The 18,421-nt window shown below is 43.4% G+C and carries 22 protein-coding genes; all 22 read left to right on the forward strand.

Going from position 1 to position 18,421, the window contains the following annotated elements; translation table 11 throughout:
- Positions 1–61 precede the first annotated feature (61 nt).
- The 22 genes from ADM90_RS13040 to ADM90_RS13140 all read left to right on the forward strand — a co-directional run bounded on the left by ADM90_RS13040 (position 62) and on the right by ADM90_RS13140 (position 18,320).
- Positions 62–754, forward strand: coding sequence for a hypothetical protein (locus tag ADM90_RS13040; RefSeq protein ID WP_053995418.1), 693 nt, complete (start codon positions 62–64; stop codon positions 752–754).
- On the forward strand, positions 751–978 hold the full coding sequence (locus ADM90_RS13045; protein ID WP_027625337.1) for a DUF4314 domain-containing protein: 228 nt from the start codon (positions 751–753) through the stop codon (positions 976–978). Before ADM90_RS13040 ends, ADM90_RS13045 begins: the two co-directional genes overlap by 4 nt.
- A 23-nt stretch (positions 979–1,001) precedes the next feature.
- Complete coding sequence (locus ADM90_RS13050) at positions 1,002–1,190, forward strand: DUF5049 domain-containing protein (protein WP_015926203.1); 189 nt, start codon at positions 1,002–1,004, stop codon at positions 1,188–1,190.
- An 89-nt stretch (positions 1,191–1,279) separates the two neighbouring features.
- Positions 1,280–2,884, forward strand: a complete 1,605-nt coding sequence (locus ADM90_RS13055) for a terminase large subunit (RefSeq protein WP_015926202.1) — start codon at positions 1,280–1,282, stop codon at positions 2,882–2,884.
- Between the two features lie 43 nt (positions 2,885–2,927).
- The gene (locus ADM90_RS13060) at positions 2,928–4,172 is read left to right on the forward strand and encodes a phage portal protein (RefSeq protein ID WP_053995419.1); all 1,245 of its coding nucleotides are present in this window, start codon (positions 2,928–2,930) and stop codon (positions 4,170–4,172) included.
- Positions 4,173–4,862, forward strand: coding sequence for a head maturation protease, ClpP-related (locus ADM90_RS13065; protein ID WP_053995420.1), 690 nt, complete (start codon positions 4,173–4,175; stop codon positions 4,860–4,862).
- Between the two features lie 19 nt (positions 4,863–4,881).
- On the forward strand, positions 4,882–6,075 hold the full coding sequence (locus ADM90_RS13070) for a phage major capsid protein (RefSeq protein WP_053995421.1): 1,194 nt from the start codon (positions 4,882–4,884) through the stop codon (positions 6,073–6,075).
- Between the two features lie 12 nt (positions 6,076–6,087).
- Entirely contained in the window at positions 6,088–6,300 is a 213-nt protein-coding gene (locus tag ADM90_RS13075) for a head fiber protein (RefSeq protein ID WP_053995422.1), read from the forward strand.
- A gap of 26 nt (positions 6,301–6,326) precedes the next feature.
- Positions 6,327–6,647, forward strand: coding sequence for a head-tail connector protein (locus tag ADM90_RS13080; RefSeq protein ID WP_053995423.1), 321 nt, complete (start codon positions 6,327–6,329; stop codon positions 6,645–6,647).
- 1 nt (position 6,648) lies between these two features.
- Positions 6,649–6,984 carry a head-tail adaptor protein gene (locus tag ADM90_RS13085; RefSeq protein WP_039236515.1) on the forward strand — a complete coding sequence of 112 codons (336 nt, stop codon included), beginning with the start codon at positions 6,649–6,651 and terminating at the stop codon, positions 6,982–6,984.
- 5 nt (positions 6,985–6,989) lie between these two features.
- Complete coding sequence (locus ADM90_RS13090; RefSeq protein WP_053995424.1) at positions 6,990–7,421, forward strand: HK97-gp10 family putative phage morphogenesis protein; 432 nt, start codon at positions 6,990–6,992, stop codon at positions 7,419–7,421.
- Positions 7,418–7,759 carry a hypothetical protein gene (locus tag ADM90_RS13095; protein ID WP_039236509.1) on the forward strand — a complete coding sequence of 114 codons (342 nt, stop codon included), beginning with the start codon at positions 7,418–7,420 and terminating at the stop codon, positions 7,757–7,759. Before ADM90_RS13090 ends, ADM90_RS13095 begins: the two co-directional genes overlap by 4 nt.
- A 3-nt stretch (positions 7,760–7,762) precedes the next feature.
- Positions 7,763–8,353 carry a major tail protein gene (locus ADM90_RS13100; protein WP_018664396.1) on the forward strand — a complete coding sequence of 197 codons (591 nt, stop codon included), beginning with the start codon at positions 7,763–7,765 and terminating at the stop codon, positions 8,351–8,353.
- 11 nt (positions 8,354–8,364) lie between these two features.
- Positions 8,365–8,751 carry a hypothetical protein gene (locus ADM90_RS13105; protein WP_053995425.1) on the forward strand — a complete coding sequence of 129 codons (387 nt, stop codon included), beginning with the start codon at positions 8,365–8,367 and terminating at the stop codon, positions 8,749–8,751.
- A 47-nt stretch (positions 8,752–8,798) separates the two neighbouring features.
- Positions 8,799–8,939, forward strand: a complete 141-nt coding sequence (locus ADM90_RS24710) for a hypothetical protein (RefSeq protein WP_162838606.1) — start codon at positions 8,799–8,801, stop codon at positions 8,937–8,939.
- Positions 8,940–8,953: 14 nt separating this feature from the next.
- Positions 8,954–11,374, forward strand: coding sequence for a phage tail protein (locus tag ADM90_RS13110; RefSeq protein WP_053995426.1), 2,421 nt, complete (start codon positions 8,954–8,956; stop codon positions 11,372–11,374).
- Between the two features lie 13 nt (positions 11,375–11,387).
- A complete protein-coding gene (locus tag ADM90_RS13115; RefSeq protein ID WP_040036569.1) occupies positions 11,388–12,239 on the forward strand; it encodes a phage tail family protein in 852 nt (283 codons plus the stop codon).
- Between the two features lie 2 nt (positions 12,240–12,241).
- Positions 12,242–14,179 (forward strand): siphovirus ReqiPepy6 Gp37-like family protein, encoded by a 1,938-nt coding sequence (locus ADM90_RS13120; protein WP_053995427.1) that lies wholly within the window; start codon positions 12,242–12,244, stop codon positions 14,177–14,179.
- Positions 14,180–14,196: 17 nt separating this feature from the next.
- Positions 14,197–14,700, forward strand: a complete 504-nt coding sequence (locus ADM90_RS13125; RefSeq protein WP_027625350.1) for a hypothetical protein — start codon at positions 14,197–14,199, stop codon at positions 14,698–14,700.
- A gap of 181 nt (positions 14,701–14,881) precedes the next feature.
- Positions 14,882–17,071, forward strand: coding sequence for a phage tail protein (locus tag ADM90_RS13130; protein WP_235473529.1), 2,190 nt, complete (start codon positions 14,882–14,884; stop codon positions 17,069–17,071).
- A 75-nt stretch (positions 17,072–17,146) separates the two neighbouring features.
- Positions 17,147–17,587 carry a phage holin family protein gene (locus tag ADM90_RS13135; RefSeq protein WP_053995429.1) on the forward strand — a complete coding sequence of 147 codons (441 nt, stop codon included), beginning with the start codon at positions 17,147–17,149 and terminating at the stop codon, positions 17,585–17,587.
- Between the two features lie 31 nt (positions 17,588–17,618).
- On the forward strand, positions 17,619–18,320 hold the full coding sequence (locus tag ADM90_RS13140; RefSeq protein ID WP_053995430.1) for an N-acetylmuramoyl-L-alanine amidase: 702 nt from the start codon (positions 17,619–17,621) through the stop codon (positions 18,318–18,320).
- Positions 18,321–18,421: the final 101 nt, after the last annotated feature.

Here is an 18,421-nt window from a genome sequence, read left to right on the forward strand (position 1 = left end):
TGATATTAACAGCTTTTAGAGTGATATATGTACGTACCGAAAGTAGAAAGGCGGTATGAAAATGCAGATTAACTATAATGTTACAGGACCAAAAAGAAAAGCACTGGTTAACGCAATCAGCCAAGAACTAAATGCCCCTGTAAAATATCTCGGGGCACCTACATTTGCATATGAGGTGGCAGACTACAATGTTAACAAAAACGGGGTACTTAGCGGACCAGATAATAAGGAACTGGTCGATGATCTATTGGGACTTCACGACTTCAAAGCAATTTCAGAAGAATTTGACACACCATCTCCGAAAGTAGAAACCAATGAAACTGAACAATCTATCAATCTGATAATTCAAATGCCAAGGGCGGATTTTACCGACACAGCAATCGAGAACCTAAAAGGATTAGTAGAAAGTAAAGCTACTCTTATAAAGAAAGCACTTGATACGGACTCCATTCCCATCATTGAAGATGAGGAATATGTCGCCTTCCCTTGGTTTCAAGGTGAGTGCTCCTCAGAAGAGGTTAAGGCATACACCCATTTTGTCACGGCACTTTGCGAAATGGCGAAAAAACAGACCCGTGTCAACACCACCGAGAAATCAGTAGAAAATGAAAAGTATGCTTTCCGTTGCTTCCTGCTAAGGCTTGGTTTTATCGGCCCAGAATATAAGATGGAACGAAAGATTCTCCTCTCCAAGCTGTCAGGTAGCTCCGCTTTCAAAAGCGGAACGGCAAAGCAGGAGGTGAGTGAACAATGAATATCATTCACCCAGAAATGTTAAAGCAACTTAGAGGCTATTACACTCCAGGGACACGTGTCATGCTACTTAAAATGAACGACCCCTATACCAAACTTCAGCCTGGAGCGAAAGGTACGGTCACTAGTGTTGATGACATAGGAACGATTCACGTCAGTTGGGATTCTGGTGGTTCCCTTGGAGTGGCCTTTGGTGAGGATTTATGCAAGAGAATCGAAGAGTAAACATGAATCGGAGGAGGTAATAAATGAATGAGATAATCAAAGAACAAATCCTTTCCATCCGAGAAAGTGGAGTCACAAATATGTTTGATGCAAACCGAGTTCAGTATGAAGCAAATGAACGAGGGTTTTATGAATTGGTAGTCTATTTAATAGACCATAAAACGGAATATGCTCATTTCATACTGACGGGGGAAGTGGATGAAAAGAAGTAAATAAAATTTAACTAGGATAAGGAGAAGGGCTTCATCTATAGGATTGAGGCTCTTTTCTTTTGTCCTTTTTCATAAAAGGGGCGGTGTTTATGCGGAAACTGAAGAAATATAAGCCGACCGCCTTTATAGCTGATGGGTCATATTACGATAAGGATGCTGCTGATTACGCTGTAGCTTTTATCGAAGCACTCTCCCATACGAAAGGTTTATGGGCAGGTAAGCCTTTTGAACTTATCGATTGGCAGGAGCAAATAATCCGTGATTTATTCGGAATTTTAAAGCCAGATGGATATCGGCAGTTTAATACTGCTTATGTAGAGATACCTAAAAAGATGGGAAAAAGCGAGCTTGCCGCAGCAATTGCACTTCTCCTCACTTGCGGTGATGGTGAAGAACGGGCGGAGGTGTATGGTTGTGCCGCCGATCGCCAGCAGGCATCAATTGTATTTGAAGTAGCAGCCGATATGGTGCGGATGTGTCCGGCACTGAATAAACGAGTAAAGTTGCTGGCTTCAACTAAGCGATTGGTGTACCTGCCGACCAACAGCTTCTATCAGGTATTGTCGGCTGAAGCCTACTCCAAACACGGCTTCAATATACATGGTGTTGTTTTCGATGAACTTCATACTCAGCCAAACCGGAAACTATTTGATGTTATGACGAAGGGATCTGGGGATGCAAGGACCCAACCGCTGTATTTTCTTATCACCACAGCGGGAACGGATACTCAAAGTATCTGCTACGAAACACACCAAAAAGCGGTTGATATTATTGAGGGCAGAAAATACGATCCTACCTTTTACCCCGTAATCTATGGTGCTAAAGAAGAGGATGATTGGACAGATCCAAAAGTGTGGAAGAAAGCAAATCCAAGCTTAGGAATTACGGTGGGAATTGACAAGGTAAGGGCAGCTTGTGAAAGTGCAAAGCAAAACCCTGCTGAAGAGAACAGCTTCAGGCAGTTAAGATTGAATCAGTGGGTTAAACAGTCTGTCCGTTGGATGCCAATGGCAAAGTGGGATGCCTGTGCATTTCCAGTTATACCAGAAAGTCTTGAAGGGCGGGTATGTTATGGGGGTCTTGACCTATCTTCTACAACAGACATTACAGCCTTTGTGTTGGTGTTCCCACCAGAGGATGAAACAGATAAATACATTGTTCTTCCGTATTTTTGGATGCCAGAGGACAACATTGACCTCCGAGTCCGAAGAGACCATGTGCAATACGATCTTTGGGAGAAGCAAGGGTATATTCTAACCACAGAAGGCAATGTAGTGCATTACGGCTACATTGAGCGGTTTATTGAAGAACTGGGCGAAAAGTATAACATTCGAGAAATTGCGTTTGACCGTTGGGGAGCTGTTCAAATGGTTCAGAACCTTGAAGGATTAGGCTTCACTGTCGTTCCTTTCGGTCAAGGCTTTAAAGATATGTCACCACCAACCAAAGAACTGATGAAATTGACATTAGAAGAAAGAATAGCACACGGTGGGCATCCAGTGCTTCGTTGGATGATGGACAACATCTTTATAAAAACTGATCCGGCGGGCAACGTGAAGCCGGATAAAGAAAAAAGTACAGAAAAAATAGATGGCGCGGTGGCAACTATCATGGCACTTGATCGTGCTATTCGTTGTGGCTCAGGTAATAGTGGAGATTCGGTGTATGACGAGCGAGGTTTGATTGTCTTTTAAACCTTAATGGTTAGCACAATGTTTATATTCGGAGGTGATGCCTATGAATCTAATAAAAGGACTGTTTCGTTCAAGAGACAAACCGCAAAATCGTGTGGGTAGTGCGTTCTCCTTCCTGTTTGGCGGTACGTCATCTGGCAAAATGGTTAATGAACGTACTGCAATGCAGGTAACAGCAGTGTATGCCTGCGTAAGGATATTAGCTGAAGCGATTGCCGGACTGCCACTCCATGTATATAGATATCGTTCTGATGGAGGTAAAGAAAGGATTCCTTTCCACCCGTTGTATTACCTTCTTCATGATGAACCAAATCCAGAGATGACTTCATTCGTGTTTCGAGAAACACTGATGAGTCATCTTTTGCTTTGGGGCAATGCCTATGCACAGGTGGTCAGAAACGGTCGTGGGCAGGCAGTGGCTCTTTATCCCCTACTCCCTAACAAAATGGAAGTTAGCCGAGCAACAAATGGTGAGCTGGTCTACACCTATTACCGTGATACTGACGAAAGTGGTCTAAACCCAAAAGGTGGCTATGTCACACTCCGTAAAGATGAAGTTCTACACATACCCGGCTTAGGTTTTGATGGACTCATTGGTTATAGCCCAATCGCTATGGCAAAAAATGCAATCGGTATGTCACTTGCTACTGAAGAATACGGTGCGGCATTCTTTGCCAATGGTGCTAATCCCGGAGGTGTGCTGGAACACCCAGGAGTAATCAAAGATATACAGAGGGTCAAGGATAGTTGGAATAGTGCCTACCAAGGCACAGGCAATGCTCACAAAATTGCTGTGTTGGAAGAGGGCATGAAGTTCCAAGCCATTGGTATCCCGCCTGAACAGGCACAATTCCTAGAAACACGGAAATTCCAAATTAATGAGATTGCGAGGATTTTCCGAGTACCGCCCCATATGGTGGGAGATTTAGAGAAATCCAGTTTCTCCAATATTGAGCAGCAGTCTTTGGAGTTTGTAAAATACACCCTCGATCCTTGGGTCGTGCGATGGGAACAAAGTCTCCAGCAATCGCTTATTTTGCCTTCTGAGAAAACTTCACTGTTTATCAAGTTCAATTTGGACGGTCTGCTTCGTGGTGATTACCAAAGTCGTATGAATGGCTACGCTACAGGTCGTCAAAATGGCTGGATGTCAGCCAACGATATCCGTGAACTGGAGGACATGAACAGAATACCAGCTCAGGAAGGTGGCGATTTATATCTGGTTAACGGAAATATGACAAAACTGGCTGACGCAGGTGCGTTTGCCAAAACCGAAGGAGGTCAGTAAATGAGGAAGTTTTGGAACTGGGTGCGAGATTCTGATGAAGAACGTACCCTCTATTTAAATGGAGTGATATCCGAAGAAACGTGGTGGGGGGATGAGGTTACACCTAAGATTTTTAAAGATGAATTGCTGGCAGGCATCGGCGATATTACGGTGTGGATTAATTCCCCTGGCGGTGATGTGTTCGCAGCAGCCCAGATTTATAACATGCTGATGGAGTATACCGGAAAAGTCAATGTAAAGATTGATGGGCTTGCGGCAAGTGCGGCATCCGTTATTGCAATGGCAGGTGGAGATGTATATATGTCCCCAGTTTCCATGCTGATGATTCATAACCCGTCAACTATTGCTATCGGTGACAGTGAGGAAATGCTACGAGCAAAAGCACTATTAGATGAGGTTAAGGAAAGTATTATTAATGCCTATGAGTTAAAAACGGGTCTTTCCCGAACAAAACTCTCCCATCTGATGGATGCAGAATCATGGATGAATGCAAATAAAGCAATTGAACTTGGTTTTGCAGACAAGATCATGTTCATGGAAAGTGAAACACCAGATTTGACGGATAGTCTTATCTTTAGCAGGATGGCGGTTACTAACTCGCTTATCAGCAAATTGCCAAAACAACCAAAACAGAAAACAGGTACACCCATTGAGTCGCTAGATAAGCGGCTTTCTTTAATTTCGCACTAATTTAAAGGAGGAAATAACAATGAGTAAAATTCTTGAATTGCGTGAGAAACGCGCTAAAGCATGGGACGCAGCAAAGGCATTCCTTGATTCAAAACGTGGCGGTGATGGACTGTTATCCGCTGAGGACACGACCACCTATGAAAAAATGGAAGCCGATGTGGTGGCTCTTGGAAAGGAAATTGAACGTTTAGAACGCCAAGCATCTATCGACTTGGAACTGTCGAAAGCAACCAGTAACCCAATTACCAACGAACCTACTAGAACTGGAGAGGAAAAGACCGGTCGTGCAAGTGCTGAATACAAAAAAGCTTTCTGGAATGCGATGCGTGACAATGTTAGCTATGAAGTAAGAAACGCACTAAAGATTGGCACTGATTCTGAAGGCGGATTTCTTGTACCAGATGAGTTTGAACGTACTCTAGTAGAAGCTCTTGAGGAAGAAAATATTTTCCGTAGATTGGCTAATGTAATCACTACATCTTCTGGTGACCGTAAGATTCCTGTTGTTGCAAGCAAAGGTACAGCAAGCTGGATAGATGAAGAAGGAGCTATCCCAGAAAGTGATGACAGCTTCGGTCAAGTATCCATCGGGGCCTATAAACTAGCGACAATGATTAAAGTCTCTGAGGAGCTACTAAACGATTCTGTGTTTAATCTCGAAAGCTACATCACAAGAGAATTTGCCCGTCGCATTGGGAACAAGGAGGAGGAAGCCTTCTTTGTAGGTGATGGCACAGGTAAACCAACAGGGATTTTAAATGCCACAGGCGGCGGTCAAGTTGGTGTTACTGCGGCAAGTGCCACTGCCATTACTTTGGATGAGGTTTTAGATTTATTCTACAGCTTGAAAGCACCTTATCGTAATAAGGCAGTATTCGTAATGAATGATGCCACTATAAAAGCTATCCGTAAATTAAAAGACGGTAATGGTCAGTACCTATGGCAACCTTCCATCCAAGCGGGAACACCTGATACGATTCTTAACCGTCCGCTGTACACGTCATCCTATGTACCTACTATTGAAGCAGGTGCAAAGACTGTGGTATTCGGTGATTTTAGTTATTACTGGGTGGCAGACCGTCAAGGACGAGTATTCAAACGCTTAAATGAACTCTTTGCTGTCACAGGTCAAGTAGGATTTATTGCGACTCAACGAGTTGATGGAAAGCTTATCTTACCGGAGGCCGTTAAGGTACTCCAACAGAAAGCCTAACGGAGGTACTTTATGAGTTATAACACGAAGAATTATACCGAACAAGGCGGAGAAAAAACTGTCATCGGAGGTGTTTTAGAAATTAAAGAAGGGGCCTCGGTTATGGGGCTTCCTATTGTAGAAAACCAGGCAGACAGCATAGCCACCGATGTTGCTGGTTTAGTTACGGACTTCAATTCCCTGCTTGCCAAACTAAAGGCAGCGGGGCTTATGGAGACTGACTAAGGTGGAATGTAAAGGAGGTTGGTAGTATGGCAGTGGCAGATAATCTCTTGCCTAAAGTTAAAGCGAACTTAATTTTAACGCATGATCAGGATGATTCCCTCCTTATTGGATTTATCACTGCTGCAGTTTCATATGCACAGAGCTATCAGCATGTTCCTGAAAACTATTATGAAACCCATGCCATGCCTCCAACAACAGAACAGGCAGTGATTATGTTGTCGAGTCATTTCTATGAAAGCAGGGATGGCTCGACGGCAGGTTTCTCTGCAGATAGTGTACAGGCGGGGCAACAAGTATGGAACACAGTGAACTTACTTTTACGACTTGACCGAGAGTGGGGTGTTTAGTATGAGTTTTGGAAAGATGAACACCTTCATCGATATCATCTGTACGGTACCAATAAAGGATGAGGAAGGCTTCGCCACAAAAGGTGACAACATACTCGCTAGTGTACTTGCTTATAAGGAAGATAGGCATGGCAGTGAACGGTGGACGAATATGGCATCATTTTCATCTGCAACTTCCCTATTCAGGTTCAGGAAAATCTTCGGACTTAAGGTGACGAATGAAATGGTCATCGTCTGTGATGATGGAAGATATCAGATTTTAAGTGTTGAGGATGTAAGAAATCGAGGAATGTATGTCGAGGTTTTAGCTGAAAAGCTAGAACCAACTGTGAGGTGATGGATATGGCAAAAGCGAATATAAAGATGCCAGAAGAATTCCTTTTAAAGGTATCTCGATTAGCTGACCAGACCGATGTGATTCTTCCTAAGGTTTTGGAAGTTGGCGGTGAAGTGGTGCTGGATAAAGTTAAAGGAAATCTAAGTAAGGTGGTTGGCAAGGGCACGAAATATCCATCTAAAAGTACGGGCGAGCTGCTATCTTCATTAGGACTCTCGAGTGCAAAGCAGGATAGAAACGGTAACTTCAATGTAAAAGTTGGCTTTGCTGAGCCGCGATCTGACGGTGAGAGCAATGCTAAACTTGCCAGCATCATCGAATATGGCAAACATGGTCAGCCTGCAAAACCCTTCCTAAAGCCTGCGAGGAATACATCCAGGAAACCTTGCATCAACGCAATGGTCGCCAAGCTGGAGGAGGAGATCGAGAAAATATGAATATTTTAGAGGAATTGAATACCCTTGTTTCCACTATACCGCTTCCCGTGGAAACCGGGGTTTTTTCAGGTTTGGCACCAGATGAGTATGTCGTGATTCTCCCTCTTTCGGATATTTTTGAAGTTCATGCTGATAACCGTCCAGGCTTTGATGTGCAGGAAGCGAGGATATCACTGTTCTCTAAAAATAACTATCTAAGGCGGAAAAGACAGCTCACAACTTCTTTAATAAATGCAGAGTTTACTGTGACAGAACGAAGATATATCGGTCACGAGGATGATACTGGATATCATCATTACGCCATCGATGTGGCTAAAAACTATAGATTGGAGGAATAACACATGGCAACGATCGGTCTTGATAGACTGTACTATTCAAAAATAACCGAGGACGCTAACGGTGAGGAAACTTATGCCCAACCTTCTGTACTTGCAAAAGCCATCACTGCTGAACTCTCGGTAGAACTGGTGGAAGCAATTCTGTATGCTGACGATGGCGCAGCTGAGGTTGTGAAAGACTTTAATAGCGGTACTCTCACTCTCGGTGTAGACGACATTGGCCCGACAGTCGCAGCGGATTTAACTGGAGCTTCTACTGATGACAACGGGGTATTAATCTCAGCCAGTGAAAACGTGGGTACACCAGTTGCAGTAGGGTTTCGTGCGCAAAGGGCTAACGGAACATACCGCTATTTTTGGCTGTATCGCGTTAAGTTTGGACTACCAGCTACCAACTTACAGACAAAGGCTGATTCCATTACCTTTTCAACACCCACCATTGAAGGAACTGTTATGCGTAGGAATAAGCTGGATGGATTGGGCAAGCACCCATGGAAAGCGGAAGTTACAGAAGGTGATCCGGGTGTTTCATCGACCACCATAACAGGCTGGTTCACTGAGGTCTATGAACCTGTATATACACCTGAACCATAGGAGGAGAAATAATGGATAATGAAAGAAGTGCCTCAATCAACATAGGTGACAAAGAGTATGAACTGGTTTTAACTACACGTGCAACAAAGGCCATTGCCGGTCGTTACGGTGGTCTTGAAAACCTTGGAGAAAAACTGATGAAATCAGAAAACTTCGAGATGGCACTGGACGAGATTGTTTGGCTAATCACGCTGCTTGCAAACCAGTCCATTTTGATTCGCAATCTTAAGAATAAGAACGCACCAGAAGAATTGTTGACAGAGGAAGAAGTGGAGCTTCTTACCTCACCGCTTGACTTAGCGGCATATAAAACTGCAATTACCGAGGCGATGTTCAAAGGTACAAAGAGAAATGTAGAAAGTGAGGAGGAAACTCCAAAAAACGTGGAAGTCGGGTAACGGACGCTGAGGTCTTTACCCGGCTTCTTTATTATGGAACAGTTCAGATGGGCATGGAGACAGAGGAATTCTGGCTTCTGCCAATTGGGCTGTTTTTTGATTTATGGACTTGCCACAAGCAATGGCATGGTATTGAAAAACCAAAGAAAACTCGGACCATTGACGATATTATCCCACTAGGCATATAGGAGGAGGTGAAGGGATGGCGGACAATTTTGGATTAAAAATAGGTGTCGAGGGTGAGCGAGAATTTAAGAAGGCACTCTCGGAAATTAATCAATCATTTAAGGTACTAGGTAGTGAAATGGCCCTTGTAACCAGTCAATTTGATAAGAATGATAAATCCATTCAATCGATCACGGCACGAAATGCCGTTTTAAATAAAGAAATTGACGCACAGAAAGAAAAGATTTCAACCCTTAAGGCTGCCCTTGACAATGCCTCCTCCTCTTTCGGTGAAAATGACCGCCGCACCCAAAACTGGCAGATCCAATTAAATAGGGCTCAGGCAGAACTGAATCTAATGGAGCGTGAACTAGAAGAGTCCACAATTGAAGCGGATAATCTCGGTGAAGAGTTAGAGGATTCTGGTAAAAGTGCAGAGGATGCTGGTGGCAGGTTTGAAAAGCTTGGGGGTGTACTTAAGGGAATTAGTGTGGCGATGGGTGCGGTTGCCGTTGCCGCTGGAGCCGCGGCTATTAAGTTAGGTAAAGAGGTAGTTACTCAGTTCGGAGAATTAGAACAAAACCTAGGTGGATCGGAGGCGGTTTTTGGTGCATACGCTGCATCGATTCAGAAAACGGGTGAGGAAGCTTATAAAAATCTTGGGGTTTCCCAAAGTGAGTATCTTGCGACCGCCAACAAAATGGGTGCGTTGTTCCAAGGTTCTGGTATACAGCAACAGAGAAGTCTTGAGCTAACTGAAAAGGCTATGCAACGTGCGGCAGACATGGCATCTGTTATGGGTATAGATATGTCTTCTGCATTGGAGGCGGTCACAGGTGCGGCAAAGGGTAACTTTGATATGATGGATAACTTGGGTGTTGCGATGAACGCTACCAATATCGAAGCCTACGCACTTGCAAAAGGTCTGGATTTCACTTGGAACACCGCCACACAAGCGGAAAAGGCTGAAGTAGCCATGCAGATGTTTTTTGAGAACACAGAGCAGTATGCAGGCAACTTTGCGAGAGAGTCAACGGAGACAATCTCCGGTTCTATTGGATTGCTACAGGCCGCACTTGGCTCATTTACAGCCGGACTTGGTAATGCCAATGCTGATATGACGAATCTGACTGAGAACCTTGTTGATGCTTTCGAGGCGGTTGTCACTAACATAGTACCGGTTTTAGAAAATATCGTAGCCGCCTTACCAACAGCGACAGGCGCAATATTAGCGGCGGTTGCAGACTTGCTACCAATGCTTCTTGAATTAGTTACAAATATATTTGCGCAAGTACTGGAAACAATTTTAAATCTTTTACCAGAACTTATCCCAGCAGCAGTAAGTGCTCTAATGACGATTGTTGGAGCGTTAATTGATAACCTTCCGCTACTGATAAATGCAGCAATCGAACTAGTAACAGCACTAGTGGAGGGGATCGGCATCGCTTTACCACAACTCATCCCTGCGGCAGTTTCTGCTGTTATGCAGATTGTCCAAGGATTGATGGATAACCTACCACTCATTTTGGATGCCGCTTTGCAGTTGATTATAGGATTAGCAAAGGGATTGGTAGACGCAATACCTCAGCTTACTTCTGCATTGCCTGTCATCATCAAAGCAATAGTGGATTTTATCATTAAATCTATTCCGCAGATTATTGAAGCGGGTATTCAATTATTGTCCTCACTGGTTACAGCTTTGCCTACCATTATTACAGCAGTTGTGGAAGCAATTCCGCAAATTATCGACAGTATCATCAATGCTGTTATTGGCTCGATTCCTTTGATTATTGATGCAGGTATCCGGCTTCTAGTTTCACTCATTCAGGCATTGCCGCAGATTATTACTACTGTTGTAGGTGCTATTCCCAAGATTGTTAGCTCGCTGGTCAATGCCGTTATTGGTAACATCGATAAGATTATCTTAGCGGGTGTACAACTGTTTGTGGCATTGATTGCAAACCTACCAAGGATAATCGTGGAGATTGTTAAAGCAGTACCGCAGATTATCTCTGGACTGATCAAAGCCTTTACTGGCTATATCGGTCAAATGGCTCAAGTGGGTGGCAATCTGATTAAAGGTCTATGGCAAGGTATTTCAGACGCAGGGGCATGGCTATGGAGTAAAATATCTGGATTTTTCGGAAATGTTGTTTCAAGGATTAAAGACTTCTTCGGTATCCGCTCTCCTTCAACCCTATTTGCTGGAATTGGCCGCAACATGGGTGAAGGTATCGGTGTAGGTTTTGAGGATGCAATGACAGCAGTTTCAAGGGATATGCAAAATGCAGTGCCAACCAGCTTTGACTTTAATTACAGAGGTGTATCTGGGCAAGGCAATGCCACTGGTGCAAGTATCACTCAAAACATTTCTGTAGTGACACCTAAGGCTCTATCAGAAAAAGAACTAGCACGGGAGTTTAAGAACCTATCCCGTAAACTGGCACTTGAATTGTAAAGGAGGTACGGCAATGGAACTAACATATACCAATAGAGATGGAGAGAGTATTACGCTAAAGCAAAGCCGACCGTACTTTCTTACGAAGATAGATGGTACTGGCAACATCCGTCAAACTGTTAACACTTTCAAGGCGCCAGACCAAGATGGCGCTTTTTATATTTCCTCCACACTAGATATGCGAAACATAACGATTGAAGGTACGGTTGTTGCTGATACTCCCGATGAAGCTTATAAAAGGAGACAACACTTCCTTCAAATATTCAGCCCAAAGCTACTAGGAACCCTTCAATACCGTGAGAGACAGATTTCCTGCGTGGTGGAGGAAGCAGGTTTTAGTGTTTCTAATCGGCAACGAATACCAAACTTCTTTGTCAGTCTGCTCTGCCCATCCCCTTTCTTTGAGACATTAAATGAGGTGCGAGAGGAACTGGCATCATGGATACCGCTATTTGAGTTTGAATTGGAAATTCCAATGACTGGGATGGAGTTCGGAATGCGTCAACCTAGCCAAATCATTACGGTGGAAAATATAGGGGATGTATCTTGTGGATGCGAGATAGTGTTTAGGGCCTTAGGTACTGTGTCGAACCCTGAACTATTAAACATAGACACGGGAGAATATATCCGACTTCTCACTACAATGAGCGCTGGGGATGAACTTCGTGTATATACCCATTTCGCTGGTAAGCGTGTGATCCAAGTTGATGGTTCAACGGTTACAAATGCTTTTTCACTGTTGGATACCAATTCGGTGTTCTTTCAACTGGCGGCAGGCCTTAATACACTGAGATACGATGCTTCTGTCAATATGGAATTGTTAGAGGTTAGTATTTACTTTCGTCCGCAGTTTCTGGGGGTGTGAAAATGGAACTGTATATCTACAATTCAAACCGGGAGCTTGCAGGCATTGTTGAATCCTTTGAGTACTTACGCTGGACGAGACGCTATTCCCAGTGTGGCTCATTTGAGTTAAAGGCGATAGCAACTCCAGAGAATACAGAACTCTTAAAGGAAGGGAATATCATCTGGAAAAATGATGATGAGGAAGCCGGGATCATTGAGCATCTGGAACTTTCTCAAACCGAGCATGAAATTATTACTGCAAGTGGTCGTTTTGCAACTTCCTTCCTCTCCCGCCGCATTGTTTGGCAAACGGAGAAACTGTCTGGTGACATATCTGTCTGTGTGGAGCAGTTGATAAATAATAATCTTATCAATCCTTCTGATACAGCAAGGAAGATTTCAAACATAACCTTTTCTGCTCCAAACTTAAATGTTCCCATCAGCACACAAATATCGTATAGAAATTTGATGGATGCGGTGACAGGACTATGTGTTGCTTCAGATATTGGCATTAAGACCGTGTTCTCTCCTGCGACAGGGGGATTTACCATATCGTTGTATAGAGGAAAGGAATCACAAGCAGTATTTTCTAAGGAATATGAAAATCTTACTGAACAGATTTATACGATAAGTGCAGGAGATTATGCCAACACTGCCCTTGTTGCTGGTGAAGGAGAAGGCACAGAGCGAACCTTTATTTCGATTACAGGTGGCTCAGGTGAGACAAGACATGAAATTTTTGTGGATGCTAAGGATTTGCGGGCGGAAGACTTTGGTTCGGATTACATTGATACACTAATCTTTCGAGGTCAAAGTAAGCTTAGTGAGCAGGCAATACGCTATTCATTTGATACATCAGTCAATCCACACGGCAATTTAACATATAAGATAGACTTCGATCTTGGGCAGACCGTCAAAGTTATTTCCAAAGCATGGGGTGTATCCATGACGACACGTATCACCGAAGTCGAGGAAACCTATGACGCAGACGGCCAGAGCATCAGTGTAGTGTTTGGAAAAGCGGAGTTAACGATAGCACAAAAAATCCGCTCTGACTTAAGCGAGGTTAAAACAGCGATATTTGCTCCAACGGGCATATCCGAAATTGCACAGGCTATAGGGACCGTGGAGGAAACGTTGGGAATTGTGGAGGAAACCTTAGGCGACTTGACGGAGGTAGATTCAAAGATTCAAGGAGACAACGTAGCATCTACTATCAATAATCTGTATGGAAAACTACCTGCGCTCGAAATCAATGTTGGCGGAGGAACTATATCGATTGGACAATATGCGTTGTATTATATGAAACCTGGAGATGCCTTTTATATCACCTCATGGAGTGGCAATAAGTTTAGTGACCAGCCAAGTGACGACGGCCATGTCTTTTTGATAAAACATAGCGGGGACAATACGGGAAATGGATATCAGCGGGCAATGGGTTTCTTTATTTCTCGCAATACGCTGACATTCTATGTGATTTCTGTTTTCGTATTTAATAACCCTTCTGGACAAGCAAACTGGCTTAATATCAATAATGAACCTGTAACTACTGCAAGAATTGCCAATGGAGCAGTCACTGGCTTGAAAATTGCAGACCGTACAATTACAGCCACTAAACTGGCTTCTTCCTTTAGCGACTACTCAACTACAGAACAAAACACAGGGCGGTTATGGATAGATGGCAAGACGATTTATCGTAAAGAGATAAATCTCGGTTCGCTTACGGATACAACACCAAAACATGTACCTCATGGTATAGCAAACCTCAGCACTGTTGTCAGTTTAACCGGTTTTGTCACGAATGGGAGTGTTTTCTTACCACTGCCCCTTGCTCGTTACAACAACTTTGCATCTCAAATCGGACTCTTCGTGAATATGACCGACATTGTAGTCGAACCAGGCAATGATAGAACTGCATATACAGGCTATGTGGTTATAGAGTACACAAAAACCGTTTAGTAAGGAGGGAATAGTTTATGGAGAAAAGTGGATTTTTCAACTCATCTGATGGAGATAGAATCTATGACGCAACAGATTTCGCTGCATATTTTGGAAGCCTTGTCTCGAATGGTGTATTTTATTCTACACCAACAAACCTTCTGGTGTCTCCAGGGATTGGGTTGGCAGTGAGCATAGCAGCGGGCAGTGCGTGGATTAATGGTTATCGATATGAAAATACGGATGTTTTAAACAAACCACTTTCTACAGCAGACGGAAGCAATCCTCGCATAGACCGGGTTGTGGTTCGCTTAAGTCAAATTACGAGGAGCATTCAGCTTGCCATTGTCACGGGTACTCCCGCAGCAACACCCATAGCTCCAGAGTTGACAAGAACAAGCGATGTCTATGAACTTGGCATCGCTGATGTTTTAGTACCTTCGGCTGCCACATCGATTTCAGCAAATAACATTATAGATACCCGATTGAATACTAGCCTTTGTGGGCTGGTAAACTCGCTAGTTTCGGCTGTTTATGAATAGGAGGAGGTGAATGTAAGTGGCGGATATTAATGGCATCACTCTGCAGGCGGGTTCTAGCCCGACCGTCCATTACACAATTACTTATACCAAAAGCCGTCTAAATAATAGTCAGATGAGATACAACTTCACCATATCCGCTGCGTTGGGTTCATCAGGTTCCTTTATCCGTAGTGGTTATGCATTGCTTTGCACTATGACTGTAAATGGATCTTCTTCACAGGTACGTATTAAAGCGGCGGATGGAGATAACTGGGAAGGGACCACACCAAGGCTCAGATATGTTTCGGTGACCTGCGCTTCTACTACAGGTAATGCAACCCAGCCAGTCACATTCAAAGTGGTATCTGATGGACGATTGCCATTATCCTCTGGTGTAATTACCAATTCAAGCTATACGGTACTAAGTGCTCCATTGCTTACTACAGCTTGTGGAGCCCCAACATCTTGTACTGTTTCTCCAACACTTGCGGAAGGGAATGTGACTCTTTCTTGGAGCGGTGCTTCTGGAGGCATCAATAATACGATTTCCAGTTATGAGATTCAATATAGTGATTCCGCCGATAATGTCACATGGGGAGCATGGACTGTTCTGAAAACGGTGACCACCACAGCGACAAGTGGTAGTGTATCCGTTGCTCCGCCTCCTACCCGAGGTAATTATCGTAGATTTCAGGTACGAACCCGTGGTACAGCAGGTGCTAGTTATTACTCTAGCTGGAAAGTATCCACAAACAGCGTCCGCAGAAATACGGTGCCAAAGCCAGCGACGACTGCTGTTGCCTCCCCGGCAGCATATAGCGATGAGACTATCACGCTTACTTGGAGCGGAGCATCTAACGGTACCAGTCCAATTAAGGGATATCAAATTGCCAGTCGCACATCTACGGATAATAGTACTTGGAGTGCGTGGAATGTGTTGACCACGTTGACACTGGCGGCAAGCGGAGGGAGCTATAACCCAATAGTTTCAAGGACTCCAGGAACATATACTCAATTTGGTATTTGGACAATTGATACATTAGATGTTTATTCAATAGAAAAAGTCAGCAATAGTATCTATTGTAATGTCACAGCTTGTGCAGCACCGACCCTATGCACGGTAAGTGCAGCATTATCTGAAGGAAATGTCACTCTTTCTTGGAGCGGAGCATCTGGCGGTGCAGGTAACCCTATTACTTCCTATGAAATACAGTACAGTGATTCACATGATAACATCAATTGGGGTGCCTGGTTGGCATTGGCTATAGTCAATACTTCTGCAACAAGCAGTATTTTAAATGTCAGTCCACCTGCTACACGTGGCCATTATCGTCGGTTTCGAATAAGAACTCGTGGTACGGCTGGTGAGGATTATTACTCAGACTGGACTATTTCCAGCAATACTGTTCGTAAAAACATACTGCCCGTACCACCGACTATTTTTGCCGCAAACCCTCCTATATATGAAGCTAATACAATAAATCTTTCATGGAGTGGGACGGTACCTGGAACCAGTGCGATTAAGCAGTATGTCATACAACAGTCTACATCGACAGATGGTGTGAATTGGTCGGCATACGTAGCACTGACGACTATTATTTCAAGCAATACCTCAGGTAGCCTTCAGGTAAATGCTTCACAAATAGCTGGTCGGTATACCCGTTATCGAATCAGTGTTACAGATGCACTTGATGCAGTTTCTGCCTTTGTAGTTAGCAACATGGTAAAGAAAAACAGCCCACCTGCATCACCAGTAGTGGACTGTCCAATGTCTGGCAATTTTACTTATAACTCTACACCACGTTTTATGATTACAACAGGAATTGAACCAGATGGACAAACACAAATAGTGGAGGTAAGGATTGACTCTGGTCCATGGCAAAATAGCGTGGACAATCCTGAGCGGTTTTCTGTAAGCGGCTATCTTGGTAATGGTGTCAAGACGGTTTACCAAGCAGAACCTCTTTCTGTAGGAAATCATACGGTTACTTTTCGTTGCCTTGACAGTGATATCGAGTCAGCAAGCACAGAAGTTGTACGTACCTTCACGATTTTAGCATTACCTTTTGAAATCATCACCGCTAATGTGACACATGTAAAGGCAGCGCATATTCAGACGATTCGAACTGCTATAAACAGGGTACGTAGCTATTACAATATGTCCCCTGCAACTTGGAAAGAGGAGATCATCGCAAGAAAGACCACTGTTAAGAATTGGCTATTCCATATCGTTGAAATGCGTAAAGCTATTGATGCGATTATGATGATGATTAATAGTTTTGATTCTTCCCATGCATTCGATATACCATCTGTCACATGGCTACCTATTGGTACAGGAAGACCTAGGGCAGATGTGATGCAACAAATTCATGACCTAATAAAAATAATGTAAAAATAAAATTCAGCGCTCTTGTCATTTGCAGGGGCGCTTTTCTATATGGAAATACACGAAACGGAGGTGTCTTTAATGAAAGAAATTTGGAATTGGATACAGCTAGCTATTGCCGCAGTCGGTGGATTTCTTGGGTGGTTTCTCGGCGGTTATGACGGATTTCTCTATGCACTGGTAGCCTTTGTGATCATTGATTACCTGACAGGTGTCTTTTGTGCAATTGCAAACAAAAAACTGTGTAGCGAAATCGGTGCTAAGGGGATTTTCAAAAAGGTACTCAACTTTATAATGGTAGGAATCGCTCATATTATCGATACACAAATTTTGGTTAGTATTGGAGAAAATAGTGGCATTTTACGAACAGCAGTAATCTTTTTCTACCTAAGTAATGAAGGAGTATCCATTTTAGAGAACGCCGGACATATTGGACTGCCTATTCCAGAAAACCTAAAATCGGTTTTACAGCAACTACATGGACGTGATGGGGAACCGCCTAAGCCTGGCGGTGGAAGATGATTGACTTAATATTTGATTAGAGGTGATTTTAATGAAGTTACGCAAACTATTACTTACGAACAATGCCTGCTATAAAGCGGGTAAAACCATAACGCCAAAGGGTATTATGGTTCACTCGACTGGTGCAAGCAACCCATGGTTGAAGCGCTACGTTGGCCCAGACGATGGCTTGCTAGGAAAGAACCAGTATAACAACCATTGGAATCAAGACAAACCTGGAGGCCGTCAAGTATGTGTCCATGCCTTTATTGGTAAATTAGCAGATGGCTCCATTGCAACCTATCAAACATTGCCTTGGAATCACCGAGGTTGGCATGCTGGAGGAGCTGCGAACAATACTCATATTGGATTTGAAATTTGCGAGGACGGATTGACCGATGCCTCGTATTTTTCTGCTGTTTACAAGGAAGCTGTGGAGCTTTGTGTACATCTTTGCAAACTCTATGGGTTTAGTGAAAAAGATATCATCTGTCATAGCGAAGGTTATAAACGAGGCATTGCCAGTAATCATGCAGATGTGATGCATTGGTTTCCTAAGCATGGGAAGAGTATGGACACCTTTCGAGCGGATGTAAAGAAACTATTAAATGCTGAAAATAAAACAGTTGAGCTGGTGAATAAGAAATATTACCGTGTGCAGATCGGTGCTTATTCTGACAAAGCAAATGCTGAGGCACAGCTTGCCAAAGCTAAAAAAGCAGGCTTTACGGATGCATTTATTAAGTATGATTAATCAAAAGGGCAAGTTAAAAACGGTGTTGCTCATTTTCACAAAGTCTCTAAATAAAATATTAAACTATTAATTTATCTAGCCTGTTGGGGTTCTTCCCTTGC

The sequence above is a fragment of the Lysinibacillus macroides genome (genome assembly GCF_001281525.1).
GTDB lineage: Bacteria > Bacillota > Bacilli > Bacillales_A > Planococcaceae > Lysinibacillus > Lysinibacillus macroides.

What these genes read in the sequence shown, in the direction of transcription:
- ADM90_RS13120 (WP_053995427.1), top strand. Translation starts at nt 12,242, where the DNA reads ATGGAACTGTATATCTACAATTCAAACCGGGAGCTTGCAGGCATTGTT.
- ADM90_RS13075 (WP_053995422.1), top strand. Translation starts at nt 6,088, where the DNA reads ATGAGTTATAACACGAAGAATTATACCGAACAAGGCGGAGAAAAAACT.
- ADM90_RS13105 (WP_053995425.1), top strand. Translation starts at nt 8,365, where the DNA reads ATGGATAATGAAAGAAGTGCCTCAATCAACATAGGTGACAAAGAGTAT.
- ADM90_RS13050 (WP_015926203.1), top strand. Translation starts at nt 1,002, where the DNA reads ATGAATGAGATAATCAAAGAACAAATCCTTTCCATCCGAGAAAGTGGA.
- ADM90_RS13110 (WP_053995426.1), top strand. Translation starts at nt 8,954, where the DNA reads ATGGCGGACAATTTTGGATTAAAAATAGGTGTCGAGGGTGAGCGAGAA.
- ADM90_RS13135 (WP_053995429.1), top strand. Translation starts at nt 17,147, where the DNA reads ATGAAAGAAATTTGGAATTGGATACAGCTAGCTATTGCCGCAGTCGGT.
- ADM90_RS13045 (WP_027625337.1), top strand. Translation starts at nt 751, where the DNA reads ATGAATATCATTCACCCAGAAATGTTAAAGCAACTTAGAGGCTATTAC.
- ADM90_RS13140 (WP_053995430.1), top strand. Translation starts at nt 17,619, where the DNA reads ATGAAGTTACGCAAACTATTACTTACGAACAATGCCTGCTATAAAGCG.
- ADM90_RS13100 (WP_018664396.1), top strand. Translation starts at nt 7,763, where the DNA reads ATGGCAACGATCGGTCTTGATAGACTGTACTATTCAAAAATAACCGAG.
- ADM90_RS13055 (WP_015926202.1), top strand. Translation starts at nt 1,280, where the DNA reads ATGCGGAAACTGAAGAAATATAAGCCGACCGCCTTTATAGCTGATGGG.
- ADM90_RS13080 (WP_053995423.1), top strand. Translation starts at nt 6,327, where the DNA reads ATGGCAGTGGCAGATAATCTCTTGCCTAAAGTTAAAGCGAACTTAATT.
- ADM90_RS13115 (WP_040036569.1), top strand. Translation starts at nt 11,388, where the DNA reads ATGGAACTAACATATACCAATAGAGATGGAGAGAGTATTACGCTAAAG.
- ADM90_RS13095 (WP_039236509.1), top strand. Translation starts at nt 7,418, where the DNA reads ATGAATATTTTAGAGGAATTGAATACCCTTGTTTCCACTATACCGCTT.
- ADM90_RS13060 (WP_053995419.1), top strand. Translation starts at nt 2,928, where the DNA reads ATGAATCTAATAAAAGGACTGTTTCGTTCAAGAGACAAACCGCAAAAT.
- ADM90_RS13065 (WP_053995420.1), top strand. Translation starts at nt 4,173, where the DNA reads ATGAGGAAGTTTTGGAACTGGGTGCGAGATTCTGATGAAGAACGTACC.
- ADM90_RS24710 (WP_162838606.1), top strand. Translation starts at nt 8,799, where the DNA reads ATGGGCATGGAGACAGAGGAATTCTGGCTTCTGCCAATTGGGCTGTTT.
- ADM90_RS13070 (WP_053995421.1), top strand. Translation starts at nt 4,882, where the DNA reads ATGAGTAAAATTCTTGAATTGCGTGAGAAACGCGCTAAAGCATGGGAC.
- ADM90_RS13090 (WP_053995424.1), top strand. Translation starts at nt 6,990, where the DNA reads ATGGCAAAAGCGAATATAAAGATGCCAGAAGAATTCCTTTTAAAGGTA.
- ADM90_RS13040 (WP_053995418.1), top strand. Translation starts at nt 62, where the DNA reads ATGCAGATTAACTATAATGTTACAGGACCAAAAAGAAAAGCACTGGTT.
- ADM90_RS13085 (WP_039236515.1), top strand. Translation starts at nt 6,649, where the DNA reads ATGAGTTTTGGAAAGATGAACACCTTCATCGATATCATCTGTACGGTA.
- ADM90_RS13125 (WP_027625350.1), top strand. Translation starts at nt 14,197, where the DNA reads ATGGAGAAAAGTGGATTTTTCAACTCATCTGATGGAGATAGAATCTAT.